Below are 18535 nucleotides of genomic sequence, written 5' to 3'. Positions count from 1 at the left end.
TGCGCCGACCACAGTCGCCTTCGGCTTGCCGTTAAACGAACGGTGCACGATTGCTTTTGAATCATCCAGAATTAGGTAACTCACATGTCGACGACGATTAACCCAACAGAGAACGCGAAAGCAACTTCGCCTCCCAGAGCGACTGCAATCGATCGGATTCATGTCGAACTCGACGAGATGCTCGCGCGGCTTCGGCGCGAAATCTGGCTCGAAGGGATCCTGTCGATCGGGACGGCAACGATTGCGTCGCTCTTTGGTATGCTGTTGATAGACGCCGTCTTCCAGCCCGAGTCGGCATGGTTGAGAGTCGCCTTGTGGATTCCGATGATTGGAGTCGTTGGGTTCATCACTCGATACTTTCTCATGATGCCACTGAAGCAAAAATGTGATCGCCTTGCGATGGCCTGGACTCTGGAACAGAAGCAGCCGGCGATGGAAGAACGACTCACAACTTCGCTGCAATTGTCTCAAAATCCAAATTCGAAAAGGAGCTCGATCATTGAGGCTGTCGCCGAGCAGGCACATGGCAGTCTGGCCGGATGCCAGGAAGAAGAACTTCGACGACAAGAAGTTTTCGTTAGGACCATCGTCGCTGGAGCCTGCCTTGCCACCTTTGTTTTGTCGATGTGGACTTGGGCTCCCTATCTGATTCCTTCCCTCCAGAACGTGCTGAATCCATTTGGTTCGCGAGTGCTTCCGCATTTGAATGCAACGATCGTTCCTGGCAACACGCACATCGCAGAAGGTGGCGATTTAGAAGTGACGGCGACGGCTGGTCGTCTCACCGATGCTGTGCTGGAAATCATCGAGAACGATGCCGTGATTGCCTCACATCAAATGGTTACGCGGGAAGATGGCGGGACCGCTGAATTCACTTTGACGCGATTGGAACTTGATCGTCAATATAGAATTCGTTCCGGCGGTCTCTACTCCGATCGTTACCAAATCTACGTTGATCCCAAGCCGGTCATTAAAAGCAGTCAAGCCAAGCTGAACTTTCCTGAATACACGCAGCTGCCTCCGCAAGTTGCCCATGACCTTGCTGAACCGATCGAAGTGCTTCATGGCACGCGAATCCAGATCGATATTGATTCTACTTTGCCTGCTGCCGAATCGTCCCTGAGCCTCAATGGAACATCGACTCCTTGCGGGGAAGTGGTTTTGATCGAGGAGTCCGGGCTGTGGCGGCATACCTGGGAGTTTACGGCAAAGACAGGCGGATCGCAGCGCGGGACGATCACACTGGTCAGTGAAGCTGGCGTCCTTAGTGATCCGTTGCATTTTGATGTGCGTACATTGCCCGATTTGCCTCCGTCGATCGTGATTGATCAGCCCGCGTTGTCCGAAGTGATCGCCAAGCCAGATCAAAGCATTCATGTTGGTTACCATGCCGTTGACGACTTTGGCTGTGGTGCTTTGCGACTGTCGTCACAGAAGAATAGCGAGCCGCCTTCGGCCAAAGAACTTCCGCACGATTCGCAAACAGACTTTGGCGGTGAACTGACCATCGACCTGGACGAGATGGAACTCGTTGTTGGAGACCAACTGACTTTCTGGCTGTCGATCTCCGACAATCGCCCCGGTGAGTATGGTGGACTGCAATTTGCTGAATCTCGGAAGATTCATGTACAGATCGCAGTCGATTCGATTCCTGTCGGCCAGCAAGTTGTGCGAAACGAAGAACAGGCCGTGATGGACGCTCTGACGGAAGCCTTGGATCAGCTTCAGGCAGCCGCAAAGATCACCGACGAACTTGAGGCACATCTGAGCGAGGCGGACGATAAGGCGACGCAACAGAATGATGCAGTAGAGAAATCAAAACAACTGCAGGATCGGATCAAGGAAGCAGAGCAAGCACTGCGTCGAATGTCGGATCGAGACGAACTCGCCCCGCAACGCCTCTTCCAAGAGGAGATGGAGCGAATCGAGGATGTCACCGAAAACGAGGTCTCGGAAGCGAGGAAGCAGGCTGGGCTCGTACCGCTCTCCGATGAACTTCCTCAACAACAGGAAGCGATCGCAGCGACAAAAGAGTCGCTCAGCGATGCCATCGAGAAGCTCGAGCAGATTCGTGAGGACGTCGAAGAGCGAGGCAAGCGACTCGAGATGGCTGCACGGTTGGATGAGCTTGCCAAGCAGCAGGAGCGGCTTGCACAAAACCAGCAAGCAGGGCAAGCCAACGCTTCCGAAGTCCAAAAGCAACAGCAGCAAGTGGCCGATCAATTACAGGAGGTCGTTGAGCAAGATCTTGATGCCAAGAGCGAGCAGTTTGCACAACGAGCAGACGAGGCCGCCAAGCTGACGGAGGAAGCGGCGGAGTTGCAGCAGCAGCAGGAAACATTGGCGAAGCTCGATCAGGTTCGCAACAAGGAGGAGCTCGATGATCAGTTGCTGGAAATGATTGCCCGGGAACAGGAGCAGATCGCGGACGAAACCAGAATGCTGGACGAGCAGCGGCGGGACATTCAACCACCTGCCGCTGATGCACAGAAACAGGCCCCAGCGGAAGCAAACGAAACAGTCAATGAGGAAGTAAACGAAGCAGCCAAAGCGGAACGCAAGGAGAAACCAACTGCACTCGGTGAGGCTCGAAAGCAGATGGAAGCCGTCCCTGAAAAACTCAGACAGAAAGATTTGGAGCAGGCCGAAGACGAAGCTCGGAAGGCTGGCGAACGTCTGCAGGAAGCAGCCAAGTCCGTGCCAGCGAACGCTGCGGAGAAGCCCAACGCAAATGCAGAGGACAATGCTCCGCAGAAGAAAGATGATCTGGAACAGCTTGGAAAGCAACAGGAGCGAGTCGGCGACGCCATAAAAGCTGTTCGCGAAAACCGCCCTGAAGAAGCGGTTGCGAAGTTGCAGGAACAGATCGCAAAGCGAACTGATCGACTTCGGGAAAAGGCGGACGAACTGCTGCAACTGCCGACGGAGGATCCCGAGAATCAACAGGCAGTTCGCGAAGCCCGCGAGAAACTTGAGCAGGCCAAACGTGAAACCAAGGCGGCCGAGGAACTGGCAAAGCAACAACGGAAACAGGCAGCTGATCCTAAGCAGGCTGCTGATCCCAAACAGGCTGCCGATCCTAAGCAGGCAGCCGATCCTAAGCAGGCAGCCGAACCTAAGCAGGCTGCTGATCCTAAACAGGCTGCTGATCCTAAGCAGGCTGCTGACCCTAAGCAGGCAGCTGATCCCAAACAGGCTGCTGATCCTAAGCAGGCAGCTGATCCTAAGCAGGCAGCTGATCCTAAGCAGGCAGCTGATCCCAAACAGGCTGCTGATCCTAAGCAGGCTGCCGATCCCAAGCAGGCTGCTGATCCTAAACAGGCTGCTGATCCTAAACAGGCTGCTGATCCTAAGCAGGCTGCCGATCCTAAACAGGCTGCTGATCCTAAGCAGGCTGCCGATCCTAAACAGGCTGCCGATCCCAAGCAGGCTGCTGATCCCAAACAGGCTGCTGATCCTAAAAAGGCTGCTGAGCAGCAAAAGCAAGCTGCGAAGTCCTTGGAAGAGGCAACGCAGTCACTGGATAAAGTCTGCAAGTCCTGCAAGAAATGTTCGAATTGCAATAAGCCGGGAGGATCAAGTGGCTCTAGCGGCAGTTCACCGAAGAGCGGAGGCGCTTCATCCAAACCAGGAGACTCCAAATCGAGAGATTCCAAACCGGGAGATTCCAAACCGGGAGATTCCAAACCGGGAGATTCCAAACCGGGAGATTCCAAACCGGGAGATTCCAAACCGGGAGATTCCAAACCGGGAGATTCCAAACCGGGAGATTCCAAACCGGGAGATTCCAAGCAGGGAGATTCCAAGCAGGGAGATTCCAAGCAGGGAGATTCCAAGCAGGGAGATTCCAAGCAGGGAGATTCCAAAGCGGGCGGAGACTCCGGTGGGGCTGGTAGTCCGTCGTCGAAACAACAACAGGCCGATTCTGAAAAACTTGCTGCGACTGCGGACAAGGCCCATCAGACAGCCCGAAACCCATCACCCAACCGAACACAGGAACTCGCTCAAGAACTCAATCAACTTGCCGATGAGGCGGCCGAGCGGGCAGGACATCCCAATCGGAGGAATTCGAATCAGCAAGGTGGGCAATCGAAGCCAAACAACTCTTCGGACTCAACGCAACAGGCTGGAGCCTCACAACCGGGAAGCCCATCAAAGCCCCAAGGGGTTCAGGGAAACCAGGGAGCAGGTGCAAGCGAGGTTGCTCCCGCACAACTGCGTGGTCGTTCGACGTCAAACTGGACGCAGTCCCGACGCAAGCTGAAAAACAATGTGCTCGATGATCAGGACAGCAAGATTCCAGAAGAGTTCCGAAGTGTTGTGAAAGACTACTTTGAGGAACTATCACGCCTGGAGTCGCGCCAGGACACTACGGAGAACCAAGAATGATGTCACAGCCATCCTCTTGGTTATCTGCCATTGCATTGTCGCTCTTGTGTCACATCGTCATTGCGCAAGACGCCGATGCGCTTCGCATTCGTTACCAGCCTCGTTTGGATGCGGCCGTTGATCGCGGACTGGAGTACCTCGCGGGGAAACAGATCAGCCGCGATGCCGCCGCAGCGATGGGACGCCCCGAGCTGGTCGGATCGTTCGAGGAACCCGCCATTGTGGGAAATACTGGAATCACGTCTCTGGCGGTGATGGCATTTCTTGCCCGTGGGCATCTTCCTGGCCGTGGGCAATATGGTGAGGTGATCAACCAGGGAATCGATTACGTTCTTACTCAGCAGCTCGAAAATGGTTTGCTTGTCAGCCGCAACGTCCCAGGTCGGACGACCGGATTGATGTACGAACACAGCATTTCCACGCTGCTGCTTGGAGAAGTGTCGGGAATGGTCGATCCAATGCGTCAGCAGAAAGTTGACGAAGTACTGTCTCGCGCATTGTTGGTTCTGCTGCAAGCGCAGAAAGTTCCCAAGTCAGAATTCAATACAGGCGGCTGGCGCTACACACCGGGCACCACGGACAGCGACTTGTCTTTGACCGGCTGGTCCATCATGGCCCTGCGAGCAGCAAAACTGAACGGCGCAGCGATTCCCGATGAACATATTGAAATGGCGGTTTCGTACATCCTGAATTGTCACACCCGCGAAGGAGGGTTTTGCTACATGCCGGGCCGAAACGCGGGCACCACATCGATGACGGGAGTTGCCGTCTTGTGCCTGGAGCTTTGTGGCGAACATGGCAATGAAGACTTAATCGCTGCGGGCGACTTCATCCTAAGTCGGCCTCCGACAATGACCGATCCGAATGGAAGCCCCGTTCGGTTCCGCTACTACGCCTGGTACTACTGCGGGCAAGCCATGTTTCAACTAGGCGGAAAGTATTGGAACGTGTTCGCCCCGATCATGTACGACAGTCTGCTGGCGGACCAGAATCCCGACGGCAGTTGGAAGTACCCCGATCAGACGCTCGCTTACAATACAACCTATCCAACGTCACTTGCGATTCTCACGTTGACCGTCTCAGCGCGTCAACTGCCGATCTATCAGCGTGAAGAGTAGTCCTCAATCCTAACCAATTCCGAATTCAGAAAGGGAAGCATCATGAAACTTGCACAGCTTACACTCCTCTTCGTAACGGTATTTACGTTGTGCCTTGGCAGCATCGTTCAAGCCGACGACAAGCAGGCAGAAGTAAAACAGTCGCAACAGATCGACAAGTGGGTTGAACAACTCGGTCACGCACGTCTCACCGAACGAATCAAAGCCGAGAAGCAGCTCCTCGCTGCGGGCAAAGAAGCCATCCCGGCACTGGCCAAGGCGGCCTTAGCGGGGAATCGCGCGACGATCGAAAAGTCGATCGACGTGCTGGGAAAGCTGGCGCAATCCAAAGACGACAAGACACGTGAAGCAGCAAAGATTACGTTGCAGATGCTCAGCGAAAGTGACCAGCCTTCGACCGCTGACAGGGCAAAGCTCGCACTCAACACGAAGGAAGCCGATGGAATTATGCCATTCGAGGGTTGGGATAAACCAGGCAACCAGTTCGCCGGCGGCGGCAATATGAATCGAAGCGTGTCGACGTCCAATATCAATGGATTGCGATCGATCAGCGTGAAGGAAGGGCCACTCGAGACAACCATTCAAGAGCTGCGGGGAGGCAAAATTCTGGCTCAAATCACGGGCGGCGAAAAGCCTATCGAACTGATCGCAAAAAACGCCGAAGACCTCAAGAAACAACTCCCTGAGGCGGCTGCGCTATACGAACAGTACGCGGGCGGCAATCAGGGACTCGGTATGCAGTTTCCGGGGTTTGGATTCGGCAATATCGCAGGCGGTCAGCAGGCAGCGCAAACGAACATCAACATTCAGGGTGGAGGTCTCAATGGGAACGGAGCCAGCACTCAAATACTGAAACAGCAGCTTACCGAACTGAAACAACGGATGGGCGGGAACCCGCTGATGCAGCAAATGTTGGATCAACAAATCCGGGCTCTCACTGAGAAGTAACACTTTTTGAATTTGTTTTTCTATGCCGCGAGAGCGACGCAATCAGTGTAGAAGTTGGTGAACGATAGCCGCCATGTGTGCTGCTGAATCCCTTGCAAATCCTGGAGCAATCGGTGTGGCGATATTTTTTCTACCCCGCTGTAATGTCAAGCGTGCGGAACGATTCGTCCGCCTCAACGGTCGCAGAGGTAAACGGCGATGAGGCTCCGATATTTCGTCGCGTCATTCAGGGTGACCGACACTGTTTGGCGGCGATACGGTCGTTTTGAATGGCGTTCTCTCACCGTGTTACCCCCTCGCAGGCATGCAAGAAAAAGCGACTTCGGTTAACACCAACGTCACCATGAGATCTCGCATTCGCGTGGCCGGGAACCGATCGAAACGAACGGCAATCGCACAAAAAAGCCGGATTCAGCGTCAAAGCGCCGGCAAAATCCGCTGACTCTCTCCGGATTGGTTGTGCACGGGGAGCCTTCGTGGACAGTAGCGAAATGCTGCTGCCCACCATTTAACGCCAAAGGCCGATGCAACTGCATCGGCCTTTTTGCGTTTGTCCCCGTGTTTTGCGGGACTTCGGCTCGCAGCGTGTTTTTTTGCCCGCGTCTTGGACGGTCAGGCCACCGTGCCTAACCATTCTTTTCCCGCCGTCTGGCCCGGACAGGACGACCGAAACTCTCGAAGTCTCTGGGTTAACATGGGCATCCCAGTTAACGAAATCCGGCCGACAGAGAGAGAGTTCGAGAGTCCCAATATCGCCATGAATCGCACCCAGCCGAATAACCCGCTGCACGGCGTGACGCTCAAAGCGATCCTGGAATACTTGGTCGCCGAGTATGGCTGGGAGCGGTTGGGCGAGCGGATCAACATCCATTGCTTCAACTACGAGCCGTCGATCAATAGCAGTCTGAAATTCCTTCGCAAGACCGACTGGGCCAGAGCGAAGGTCGAGCGGTTGTATCTCGACTCGCTCAGCTTCGATGAACGAAAGGGAAAGAAGGCTGTGGTCGACGAAGCCGGCGACTTGGGCAGCGTGTGGGACCAAGCACGTCGCAGCAAGTGACCGACGCCGGCGGACTCGCATTCCCGAGAATCGTTGTTTTCAGTTAACTGATCGTGGCGACGCTAATGGTATCTCAAAGAATAGGCGGCCACGGTGTTGGTAGACTCTGTTGAATCGACTTCCGTCCTGTCACTCAACGTATCCGCAAGAATTGTGATCGACCGTATTGCCATCTCTGGATACCGCTCAATTCGTTCGATCATTTTGCGACTTGGGCAACTGAACGTCGTCACGGGTGCCAATGGTTCGGGCAAGTCGAATTTGTATCGGGCGTTGCGATTGATCGCGGACGCGGCCGACGGACGACTCGCTGAATCGCTCGCTCGCGAAGGTGGTTTCGGTTCTGTCCGTTGGGCTGGCCCGAAGAAATCGGGCAAGGATCCGGTGATTTTGCGTTTGGGGTTCACCGCCGATCCCCTGAGCTACTGTTTCGACCTTGGGCTGCCGCAGCCGAGCGAATCCATGTTCGATGGCGATCCCGAGATGAAACGGGAGTGTTTATGGCGAGGCGTCGGCATGGACGCGAAGGACTTATGTGCCGATCGTCGCGTCAGGACGCTGCGTTGTCGCGGCGCAAGCGGCAAATGGCAAGACATCGACGTGAATCTTCCGCGACAGGCAAGCATGTTGTCCGAGTACGCCGATCCGATGGCTGCGCCGGAGTTGATCATCATGCGAGAGACGCTGCGTCGTTGGCGTTTCTACGACACGTTTCGCGTCGACGCTCAATCGCCCGCCCGCCGACCTTGCGTTGCCACGTTCACCCCAATCATGGCCGGCGACGGTTCGGACTTACCCGCTGCGATTCAAACGATACGCGAGATCGGCGATCGGGATGGCCTCGACCAAGCCATCGACGACGCGTTTCCTGGTTGCGAGATTTGCATCGTTGCGACGGACGCTGGCATGCAGTTGTACTTCGAGCAACCAGGAATGAAACGCGATCTATCGGCCGCTGAATTGTCCGACGGCACGCTGCGATTCCTTTTGCTTGTCGCGGCCCTGCTAACGCCGCGGCCGCCGGAGTTGATGGTGCTCAACGAACCCGAGAACAGTTTGCATCCCGACTTGATTCCGGCACTCGCCCGATTGATTGCCCTCGCCGCGGAGAACAGTCAAGTCATCGTCGTTAGTCACAACACGGCCTTGGTCGATGCATTGGAAGGTGACGACATCGCCGAGTCGGATGAGTTCGTGTTGATTGGCAGAACCGACGCTCGACTTACCAATCGAATTTTGTCGAGCAGTGAACACGCAAGACTAACGATTCTGAAAACGCTTCCAGATGTCGCGAAAGACGAAGGGTACGGCAAACACGTTGTGCTTGCGTTTTCCGACGTGGAATCTTACTACGATTACATCTCCGATTTCTACTGCGAAGAAGGAGAGTTTGGACTGTCTTGCGGTGTTTTTCTAGACGAAGGGTACGGGCATTTCGCCATCTGCTTGGCGTATGGCGATGATTACGAACGCACGATTGCACATGAACTGAACCACAATCTATTGCGTCACTTGCCGCTGCCACTTTGGTTAAACGAAGGGGTCACGCAGGTGATGGAGGACATGGTTCTGGGAGGGTCTTACTTCAGTAGCGATCACGAGATCGTCCGTCGGCATCGAGCATACTGGAATCCACAAACGATTGACGAGTTCTGGTCGGGCGAGTCGTTCTCGTCACCCGATGACGGCCAGGAGTTGAGCTATCACTTGTCGCAGGTTCTGTTTCGTAATTTGTAGTAGCCAGAACTTGATCTGACATGTTTTACCCAGATTACGCACTGGGCTGTAAGAGCTGGTCGAGCATTTTCTGTTCGGCCAGTTTCTTCGAGTCATCGAAAGTTTGTCTCGGAGTCTTCCCGAAACAGAATCTTCCGCTATGTGGTCGTTCTTCGTTGTAACTCCGCATCCATTCATCGACATCCGCTTGGAGCTGCTCGATGGATTCATAGAGCGTTTTGCGAAACGCGATCTGGTAGAACTCCTGAAGCATCGTCTTGTGAAACCGTTCGCAGATACCGTTGGTTTGAGGGCTTCTAGCTTTGGTTTTGGTGTGATCGATGTTCTCGAGAGCCATGTAGAGTTGATACTCATGATGCTCTCGATTGCCACAGTATTCAGTGCCTCGATCGGTGAGCATGCGTAGCAACGAAACCCCTTCTCCTTCGAAGAACGGAACCACTTGGTCATTAAGCATATCGGCAGCTACCAACGCATTCTTGCGATCATATAGCTTCGCAAATGCGACTCGAGAATACGTATCGATAACAGTCTGCTGATAGATCCTTCCCACGCCTTTAATGGTGCCGACATAGAAAGTATCTTGCGCCACCAAATACCCGGGATGCTCTGTTTCAATTTGACCATGAGCTTCCTTTTCGAGCTTAGCTTTCTCAAGAGCAACCACTTGTTCCTCCGTGAGCACGCCGCCATCTTGCGCGACTTTCGCTTCAAGCGCTTTGAGTCGCTTCTTGAAGGTCTCAAGACCGTTTCGCAACCAGATGCTTCGTACGCCACCAGGTGACACCAAATGCCCGTGCTTTTTTAGCTCGTTGCTTACCCGAACCTGACCATGGGCGGGCTTCTCAAAAGCCATTTTGAGAACCGCTTCTTCAACGGCTGGATCGACGCGGTTCTTGACCACAGGCTTCTTCTTGGAAATCTCTTTGAGAGCCTCCTCGCCCCCTGTTTGATATAGATCCTTGAAGCGATAAAAACTGTCCCTGGAGTAACCAAAGACCTTGCAGGCCTCCGACACATTCCCTAACCTTTCGGCCAGCTTAAGCATCCCGATCTTATTCTGAATGATCTTCCGTTCGTTCGTCATTTCGACACTCCCGTCCTGCGAGGTTGACCGCCGGTTGCTAGCTTTACTCCGGTCGCTGCGCTCCCTTCGTGCAGCTAGCAACCGGCAATGCCTTCCTCTATCCAATGGTGAGTGTCAGATCAAGTCTAATTTTCTACAGATGAAGACCATGAAGTAGACATCGACCAAACCTTTCATTGTCCATTTCTTCTTGCACGCAAAGTCGCACTGCCAAAGCGTTTCGGCGTGGCGTTTCAAGAACTTGTGCCAAGTATCTGGATGATCGCCGGGCGCAGGTTCAAATCCCGCGGCGACGATCACGTTCTTCACTGTTTGCCGAGAAACGTGAACGCCCATTCGGCGCAACTCTTGCAGAATCTTCGTGTAGCCGAACCCGGTTTCTTTTCGGATCCGGATGATCGTGTCTCGCACGTCCTCCTCAACCTTCGGCCGGCCGGTACCGCGTTTGGCTGATCGCTTCTCTGGGGTTGGCGTGTTGTTCTCCATTTTGCGAACCCAACGGCGAAACGTCGAATACGACACGATGGTCATTACATCCTTGATCTTCCCGCCCAGTTTCCTGCCGTGTTTGACGAGCGTGTTCCTTTCACGATTGTCCAACGTGACGCGGCCGGGTAACTTGGAGCGAAGGATTTCATTCTCTGCTTTCAGGTAGCGAATTTGCTGAGCAAGTTCCTGCCGTGTCAACGACGCCAGCAGTGTCAAAAGCGGGTGGACAATGTTGACCATCGAGAGCTGAAAAGCCTTGCAAATCCTGTAACAATCGGAGTGGCAGAGTATTTGTACCCCGCTGAAACGATGAGCCTATCGGCCGATCCGTTCCTCGCAATCGCCAACCGACTGCGTAGTAAGACTCAGCGGCGATATCGAATCTCTCGCCGCCGATCGATTGATTCAATCGGCAAAGCCAACGACTACGAGACTCGGTATCGGCCTCTTCAAACTCGCGTGTCTGTTAACCGCACACGCCGATAAATTTTGCGGTAGCAGTAACAGACCGCTGGTTAACAGGTTGCTGTTAACCCCTTTCGCAAATCATGCCTGATTGTCCCAATGCCCGAAGTGGCAACCTGACGGGATACGAAACCACGAAGTCATGCAGAAAAGCAGGTCAAATCAATGCGCAGGCAGAGACGACTTGCCGAGAGCGTCCTGTACGGGGAGGATTCGTGCAGTGATGTGCAACAATGCAATCAGTCCGACTGCCGAGTATTGATACTGATCGCCATGTGCGAAAGATCGTGACCGTAGGCATCACGCACCACGTTCAACCGCATCACGGCGCTGGTAGCCGTCGGCATTACATAAGCCACGAATCAGGCTCGTTCGTGGCGGAGGCAGTGACCGCCGCACATCCCGACGGTCAACTGGGACAAGCAACGCCGCCGCTTCAAGAAGCTTACCGGTTCTTCCGGTCGTACGGACTAGAGATAGCGTGAACGTCAGAGAATCTCCGCTATGTCGCGAAGAATTTACGCTTGTGCGAATTTTGCCACCAAGTGAAAGTGGTTCGTCAACGTAGTAATTTAGCGTCCGATGCTCGCATTCGAGTGATTACTGACGCACGTCAGCTTCAATGCAGTAGAGGGATTTCGCGCCGCGGAGAAAGAGTTGACTGCCGGCGAGAGCGGGGGATGCGTCAAAGCGATCGTCGAGACGATTGGTGGCTATTTCATTGAAGGTGCTGGATCGCTGAATGACCAAGGTTGTTCCGTCTCGACCAGTGATGTAGACACGTCCTGATGCCCCAACTGGCGATGCGTAGAGATTGGATACCTGGCCGATTCGTTCGGGGCCAAAAACTGTTTCGCCGGTCTTGGAGTTCACGCAGGTGAGGATCGACTGGTTCGATTGGTTGTAGAAGAGCAAGCCATCATAAAGAAGCGGTGATGGGATGTAGGGTGTGCCGCGGTCTCGCTTCCAGAGAATCTTTTCACTACCAGTGATATCTCCGGTTTCGGTGAAGGGAAGTGCTAACGCAGCGTATCCCTGGTAGCCGCTCATGCAAATCACGTAGTCGCCGTCGATGACTGGGCACGGGGTGACGTTGCCGGTCAGTCCGCGGCATTGCCAGATGATCTCGCCTGAATCGAGGTCATAACTGCGGACAGCGGCCGAGGCCGCCGTGATGACTTGCGTTTTCCCGCTATGCTGGATCACTCTCGGTGTTGCCCAGGCGTTGTCTTCATCTCGCTCGCGCTGCCAAAGGGTGTTTCCAGTCTTGGCATCTAGCACTTCGATGGAGCTTTGGCCTGCGTGGTCACGAACGATCACAAGTTTGCCATCATGCAGAACTGGTGAACAACCTTCGCCGAGGCTGGAGCCCACCTCGGCTTCCCCGAGGTCTCGCTCCCAAAGCTTGTTGCCGTCGAGGTCGTAGCAATACAGGCCAGCCGATCCGAACCAGCAATACAAGTGCTTTCCGTCCGTCGTGGGCGATGCCGACGCAAAATCGTTGTCATTGTGTGCGCCTTCGTGCGGAATCTTCGTTGTTGCAGTGCGCCGCCACAATTCCTTACCACTGTCACGATCAAGGCATAGCACCACGAATGCGTGTTCTGTATTCGGGCGTTTGATGTCGAAGAAGTTGGTCTTCGGCTGGTCTTTTGGATCGGGAATTGAAGTGTTCTTCACGCCCGTGTCGATTGCCGTTAAGAGGAAGACCTTGTCGTTCCAAACGATCGGAGTCGACGTTCCTCGTCCATCTACCGAGACCTTCCATTTGACGTTCTTGTCTTCGCTCCACTCGATCGGTGGATTGGCCGTTCGGGATACGCCCGTTGCTTCAGGGCCTCGCCACTGGTGCCAGTTTTCCTTCGGTGAATCACCAAAAGTGAAGGAATGCGTAAGTGACAGAACCAAGAACGCAATTGAGGTGAGGGAGGTCTTCATAGTTGGGTTGTTGCTCTCGAAGTGTTTGCTTCTAACTTGGTGTGGCCAACGGAACCTAAAACTGGAGTGTTCCTGAGCTGGTTCCGAATCGCTCTGAGTCGATCCCGGTATTGTTCAGCAAGTTGACAAACAAATTGCACAATGGTGTATTGCTATCTGCGTTATGGGCGACATAACTTCCATGCTCATAGCCGCCACCGGCAACGAAGATGGGCAGATTCCTTGGGTCGTGCGAGTTTGCATTGCCAAGGTTACTGCCAAAGAGTACGGAGGTGTTGTCCAGCAAGCGCTCTCCGGATTCTGACGACTTTGCCATCCGCGTCAAAAGCCCTGCGAAGCTGCTCAGGATCGCAGTCTCGATGATCTTCAGCTGTTTGATTTTGTCAGGATCCCGGCCGTGATGCGATAGATTGTGATGCTCGGCAGTCACGCCACTGATCTTGGGGACGACGAGATGGTCCTGGATCACGAGCGTGACGATTCGCGATGAATCCGTTTGTAGAATCAGCGGAATCAGGTTCAACATGGCCTTGGTTCGACCGATGAGGTCTGCAGGATCCGCGATGTCGTGCGGCGGTTCTTCATCGATCTTTGGTTTTGGGCGGTCAAGCCAGCTTTGCCTCTCCACAAGCTCCGTCTCGGCCTCGCGAATGGCTTCGTAGTACTCATCTAACTGGTGTCGGTCTTGAACACTTGCGACTCGGCACAATGATCGTGTCTGCTCTGCCACGCTATCAAGAATACTGCGACCGTCCGCGAGTCTCTGGCGTACGCGACGAGTTTCGCCCGGCGTTCCCTGCAGAAACAGTTTGGAGAACAGCGACGAAGGGCGATCCTCCGCTGGAATCATGACGCCGTTGCTTGTGTAGGACTGACTTTTCTTTCCGTTGCTGCTCAGCGCGATAGATGGGAAACGGGTGACACTTCCTAGCGTTTTCGCCGCAAACTGATCGAGCGATATCGAATTCTTGAAACCGGCTAGTCCAGGATTTCGTGCCGATGTCAGCCAGGTCAATTCGGTGTCGTGCGGCTGCTTTCCGTTTTGGTCGGGATGCGACAATCCAGAGAATAAAGTGAAGTCCTGCCGGTGTTCTTTCAATAGACTCAGATACTCCGTGTTCTCGTAATCACGTTCAGGAGTCTTTGGGAATAACGACGGAGGATGCAGACCAAGAGTGCTGCAGATCAACACCATTCGCCTGGGAGGTTCAACTTGCTCGCGTCCGAACGATGGGCTCATCGATTCTAGCAGCGGCAACGCAACCGCAATGCCGGAAGCCTTGAGGAGTGTGCGGCGTTGTAGACGAGTTTTCATTATCGATGCCTGAACATTCTGCTAGAGATGACGTGATGGATGAGATCGCGCAGCGGATACCCGTCTTCGCTCGTGGACGCCAAGATTCGCTCGATCTCCTCTCGGTCTGCAAATTCGATTTCTCCACCTGTTGAGAATACGACCAGCTTGGAGACTAGGTTTCGCGCGAGCTGCTCTTCCGATGCTCTCAAGTGCTGCTTGAATTCCCGAAAATCTTCAAAGCGAACACCGCCTTCCGTCACGCCGGATGCATCCACGGGAAGCCCAAGGTCGTAGTCCTTGTGCAAGAACCGAAGTCCCGCATTGAGTTCACGCTGGACGCCTTTGCTATTGCGATACCGTTCTCGAAAATTCCCAACGGGGTCAAAACACTCCATCGCAAATCCAGGTGGATCAATCCTGCGGTGGCACGCTGCACAGGTTTCGATCTCCTGGTGTTTTTGCAGCGTCTCGCGAATGGTCGTTGCCCCACGCGTGTCTGGCTCGATGGAGCCCACGTTAGGCGGCGGCGGACTCGTCGGTACGCCCAGCAGGTTGGTGAGAATGAAATTTCCACGGCGTACGGGTGAAGTGGTCGTCCCGTTGGCAGTGACCTTCGCAATCGAAGCATGTGCCAGGATTCCCCCGCGTACGTTATCCAGGGGCAATTCAACCTTGCGAATGTGTTCTCCTTCGACACCCGGGATTCCGTAGTGTTCTGCCAAGCGTCGATTGAGAAACGCAAAATCTGATTCGATGAGATTCGCCACGCCTAGATTCGCGTCAATCAAATGCGCGAAGAACTGGCGAGTCTCAGCAAGCATGCTCTGTCGAAGTACGTCGTCGTACTCAGGGTACAAGTAAACGTCGGGAGTGGTCGCGTCGATGTGGTCGAGATCCAGCCACTGATCGAGAAAGGCCTCGACGAAGCGGTCAAACTTCGGGTCATCAAGCATCCGGCTTATTTGTTTCTCAAAGTTTTTTGGTTCCGACAGTAGCCCTTCTTCAGCGAGGCGATTTAGTTCTTCATCGGGAATACTGCGCCAAAGGAAGTAAGACAGTCGAGTCGCCAGATCCTGATCGTTCAATACTCCAGGACCGCCCGCTAGATAGAGCAACTGTGGTGAGATCAGGATGGTGCGGAGCGGAATCCGAGCCGCGTCAACCAAACTGCTTTCTGATTCCAAGCTGGATATAGCGAGCGAGACCAATTCATCCAGTTCTTTCTTGGTGGGGGCTCTGCGAAACGCCTTACTCGCGAACTCTGCGGTCAAACTTCGAAGAGACTCTTCTGGTGTCACGGTAATCGATGGTTTGTATCCTACAAGCACGACGCGCGAGCGAGTGTGTTTTGACTCGTGAGACTCACTCGCTTGCGCTTCGTGCTGGTATGCTTCCCATTCAACATTGGGAAACAGATCTTGAGTCCGTTGCGGCGGCCATGTGTCTTCTAACGGGCCTTCAACGGTTACCTCGCGAATCTTCACACCTTCACCACCAAAGGTGCTTGCGGGCTGCCCGTTGTAGATCACGCGTCCATCGATTGCCGGATCTAATTCGTCTGCACTGACATAGATGTAATCATCTGGACGCAAATAGGTAGCGGTTTCAACGTCCCGATAGTTCCTTTCATCGACAAGATCCCACGCCGCAATCAACGCACTATCACCTTGCTGATCGTTCTGGCGTTTCAAACTTAAAGTGATGGAGGAACGAGGCTGATGCGCAGCCGCCTTGATTCGGAGTCGATATCGCCCCGCAACTGGAGGACGGAATCCAGAGGCGTCGCTGCGGAATACAAAATTCTCTCCGCGAAACGTCACGACGTCTTGATCGGTTTTGAAAATCGTTCCACCACCGCGACGGACGGGCCGGTCTACCCACATCTGAATGTAGGGTGAGTGAAAATAGTTGATTTTGCGCGGCGACATCATCGGCTTTTCACCAACTTGAATCGCCTCGTCGAGTGCATGGTCGGCTGCATTGAGCAAACTACGCACATGAACGCTTGACATTTCTTGAGACCTTGCGGCGACGTCAAAGCCTGATGCTTCGTTCTCGGGAGGCAAGTGCTTGGCGATATTGCCACCGATCCCCAACAAGTCGTGAAGCGTATTCTCGTACTCTTGCCGACTTAGTCGTCTGGAAGGAACACGCCCAATTTCTTGCTGGCGTAGGCGATTGACTCTTGTGAGTTCCGTTCGAAGATCTGATAGCCAGGCTCGACGAGACTCCGCATTTGGCTGGGGATCGGATTCAGGAGGCATCTCATGCCGCTCAACACGATCGAACACCTTCACCCACGTGCGAAAGACATCTTCGTTCTCAAGGTCGAACCCTAGCGAAGTCAAGTCCAAACTCGTATCCGTATCCGCATCGTGGCATGCGACACAGGATTCTTCGATGAATACGGTAAAATCCGCGTCCCAGTCAGCCGCCGTAGCAAAAGCCTGCGATAGAAAGATAAGCAGAATCGTGACTACGAGCTTCACTTGCCATCCTCCTTGAATGCGTAAATAGCCGAGTGGGTTCGCACGTAGAGGCAATCGCCCAATACCGCAGGAGTTGCATAGACACCTTCACTCATTTGGTTCGAAGCAATCATCTTGGCTGTCTCGCCAAGCGTCATGACGACGATTCGGCCGCGTCCATCAGCAATGTAAATCCGCCCTGCCGCGATGATGGGTGAAGCGTAGTGTGTGCCATTTCCACCGGTGCGTTTGCGATAGACTCGCTCACCAGATTCCAAATCAATGCAGGTCAATTGCCCACCGTTCTTAACGAGATAGACGTAGCGTCCATCACTGATTGGTGAAGGCACCTCGGGTATTCCCTGTGTTTCCAAGGTGACTACTTCATCGTCCGCCAGCACACCGTCGCTGTCGGCCGGTAGCGAAAGCAAACCGTGGTTTTTGTAACCGCTTCGGAACCGTTCGATATCTTGCATTTGTCGCTTCCATTCGTCCGCACTGATTCCTTCATCGTTGTTGCGGTCGACACTTCGAAAGCGAATGGAAGCACCGTTCTCCGGAGCTTCGATTCCTTCTGGCCGATGAAAGATCCAAAGCTTCGGAAACTCTGATTGCTGAATGACACCATCCGAGTTGGCATCGTGGCCTTCAACCAGCTTGGGAAAGTCGGGGAATTCAGGTCGCAATGCAGGTTCGCCCATTTTGTTCCATGCTGCGACAATAACGCGTCCACGCACAAATAGAGGCGTGCTGGTTGCAGTTGTCGCGCACTTTGTTACCCACCGCTGCTCGCCCGTTTCTATATCGAAACCTTGTACCGCGCGGGCGCCGTGAAGAACTAGCAGGTCATCTTGAACAATCGGAATCGCGGTGCAAGCGAGTTCCGCATGAAAAGGCTCTGCCTGAAGCGTCTTCCAAAGTTCCGTGCCAGTTCGCTTATCAACAGCCAACAAGAAATGGTCGACAAAGTTTCCTCGGTAAAGAATGACTTTGTCATCCGCGATGATGGGTGAAATCGCATTTCCGGCGTAGGATTTGGTGCATGGCAGCGGTAAGTCCCACTCCTTGTTCCCATCGAAATCAAAACAGACAAGACCATACGAGCCGAAGTAGGCGACGACACGTTCGCCGTCGGTCGCTGGCGTACTGCTCGCAGGATTGAAAGAAGGGTGGCCGCGTTCGATCTCTTTTGCATCAACCGCTCTCTCCCAGCGAATCTCCCCTCGATGCCGATCAATCGCGACGACGCTGAGCCGTTTCTCGTTCTGGTCAAAGGTAGTCAGGAAAATCAGATCGCCGCTGACGATTGGCGAACTATGCCCCGACTTTATTTCTAATCGCCAGAGTAAGTTGTTTTCGGGGCCAAACTGTACCGGCGGATTAGCGTCGGACGCCACGCCTGCCCCATTCGGGCCGCGAAACTGCGTCCAATCGGCTCGAGCCAGTGCCCCACCGAATAGCAAATACCAGCACGACGCGCCAGCGAGTGAGATCAATCTCCAATCTAGAGTCGTCCGGAGATTCCTCGCGCTATTTGCT

Annotated in this window: 11 protein-coding genes; 5 read left to right on the top strand and 6 right to left on the bottom strand. The window is 54.0% G+C overall.

Annotated features, from left to right (window positions below; genetic code table 11):
- Window positions 1-84 precede the first annotated feature (84 nt).
- The 5 genes from SH139x_RS13300 to SH139x_RS13280 all read left to right on the top strand — a co-directional run bounded on the left by SH139x_RS13300 (window position 85) and on the right by SH139x_RS13280 (window position 9252).
- Window positions 85-4389: an MSCRAMM family adhesin gene (locus tag SH139x_RS13300; protein WP_488355686.1), complete on the top strand. Its 4305-nt coding sequence runs from the start codon at window positions 85-87 to the stop codon at window positions 4387-4389.
- Window positions 4386-5507: a prenyltransferase/squalene oxidase repeat-containing protein gene (locus tag SH139x_RS13295; RefSeq protein ID WP_488355685.1), complete on the top strand. Its 1122-nt coding sequence runs from the start codon at window positions 4386-4388 to the stop codon at window positions 5505-5507. Before SH139x_RS13300 ends, SH139x_RS13295 begins: the two co-directional genes overlap by 4 nt.
- Before the next feature lie 42 nt (window positions 5508-5549).
- A complete protein-coding gene (locus SH139x_RS13290; RefSeq protein ID WP_488355684.1) occupies window positions 5550-6455 on the top strand; it encodes a hypothetical protein in 906 nt (301 codons plus the stop codon).
- A gap of 757 nt (window positions 6456-7212) precedes the next feature.
- Complete coding sequence (locus SH139x_RS13285) at window positions 7213-7515, top strand: VF530 family protein (RefSeq protein WP_488355683.1); 303 nt, start codon at window positions 7213-7215, stop codon at window positions 7513-7515.
- 153 nt (window positions 7516-7668) lie between these two features.
- Window positions 7669-9252 carry an AAA family ATPase gene (locus tag SH139x_RS13280; protein WP_488355682.1) on the top strand — a complete coding sequence of 528 codons (1584 nt, stop codon included), beginning with the start codon at window positions 7669-7671 and terminating at the stop codon, window positions 9250-9252.
- Between the two features lie 34 nt (window positions 9253-9286).
- Here the strand turns inward: SH139x_RS13280 and SH139x_RS13275 are convergent, their stop codons facing one another.
- The 6 genes from SH139x_RS13275 to SH139x_RS13250 form a co-directional block, all read right to left on the bottom strand.
- Complete coding sequence (locus SH139x_RS13275; RefSeq protein ID WP_488350742.1) at window positions 9287-10339, bottom strand: IS481 family transposase; 1053 nt, start codon at window positions 10337-10339, stop codon at window positions 9287-9289.
- A 114-nt stretch (window positions 10340-10453) separates the two neighbouring features.
- Window positions 10454-11068 carry a hypothetical protein gene (locus tag SH139x_RS13270; protein WP_488355681.1) on the bottom strand — a complete coding sequence of 205 codons (615 nt, stop codon included), beginning with the start codon at window positions 11066-11068 and terminating at the stop codon, window positions 10454-10456.
- A gap of 825 nt (window positions 11069-11893) precedes the next feature.
- Window positions 11894-13231, bottom strand: a complete 1338-nt coding sequence (locus tag SH139x_RS13265) for a PQQ-binding-like beta-propeller repeat protein (protein ID WP_488355680.1) — start codon at window positions 13229-13231, stop codon at window positions 11894-11896.
- 55 nt (window positions 13232-13286) lie between these two features.
- Complete coding sequence (locus SH139x_RS13260; protein WP_488355679.1) at window positions 13287-14546, bottom strand: DUF1552 domain-containing protein; 1260 nt, start codon at window positions 14544-14546, stop codon at window positions 13287-13289.
- On the bottom strand, window positions 14546-17017 hold the full coding sequence (locus SH139x_RS13255; protein ID WP_488355678.1) for a DUF1592 domain-containing protein: 2472 nt from the start codon (window positions 17015-17017) through the stop codon (window positions 14546-14548). Before SH139x_RS13255 ends, SH139x_RS13260 begins: the two co-directional genes overlap by 1 nt.
- The gene (locus tag SH139x_RS13250) at window positions 17014-18393 is read right to left on the bottom strand and encodes an outer membrane protein assembly factor BamB family protein (RefSeq protein WP_488355677.1); all 1380 of its coding nucleotides are present in this window, start codon (window positions 18391-18393) and stop codon (window positions 17014-17016) included. The genes SH139x_RS13255 and SH139x_RS13250 overlap by 4 nt, the downstream gene beginning before the upstream one ends.
- Between the last annotated feature and the right edge of the window lie 142 nt (window positions 18394-18535).

It is taken from the genome of Kothea flammea, from assembly GCF_052161645.1.
Lineage (GTDB): Bacteria > Planctomycetota > Planctomycetia > Pirellulales > Pirellulaceae > Laterigemmans.
This window is presented reverse-complemented; position numbering and strand designations above follow the sequence as displayed.

Bases quoted from the DNA above. Each gene is read 5' to 3' on its own strand.
- SH139x_RS13260 (WP_488355679.1), bottom strand. From the start codon at position 14,546: ATGAAAACTCGTCTACAACGCCGCACACTCCTCAAGGCTTCCGGCATT.
- SH139x_RS13275 (WP_488350742.1), bottom strand. From the start codon at position 10,339: ATGACGAACGAACGGAAGATCATTCAGAATAAGATCGGGATGCTTAAG.
- SH139x_RS13265 (WP_488355680.1), bottom strand. From the start codon at position 13,231: ATGAAGACCTCCCTCACCTCAATTGCGTTCTTGGTTCTGTCACTTACG.
- SH139x_RS13300 (WP_488355686.1), top strand. From the start codon at position 85: ATGTCGACGACGATTAACCCAACAGAGAACGCGAAAGCAACTTCGCCT.
- SH139x_RS13290 (WP_488355684.1), top strand. From the start codon at position 5,550: ATGAAACTTGCACAGCTTACACTCCTCTTCGTAACGGTATTTACGTTG.
- SH139x_RS13270 (WP_488355681.1), bottom strand. From the start codon at position 11,068: ATGGTCAACATTGTCCACCCGCTTTTGACACTGCTGGCGTCGTTGACA.
- SH139x_RS13295 (WP_488355685.1), top strand. From the start codon at position 4,386: ATGATGTCACAGCCATCCTCTTGGTTATCTGCCATTGCATTGTCGCTC.
- SH139x_RS13285 (WP_488355683.1), top strand. From the start codon at position 7,213: ATGAATCGCACCCAGCCGAATAACCCGCTGCACGGCGTGACGCTCAAA.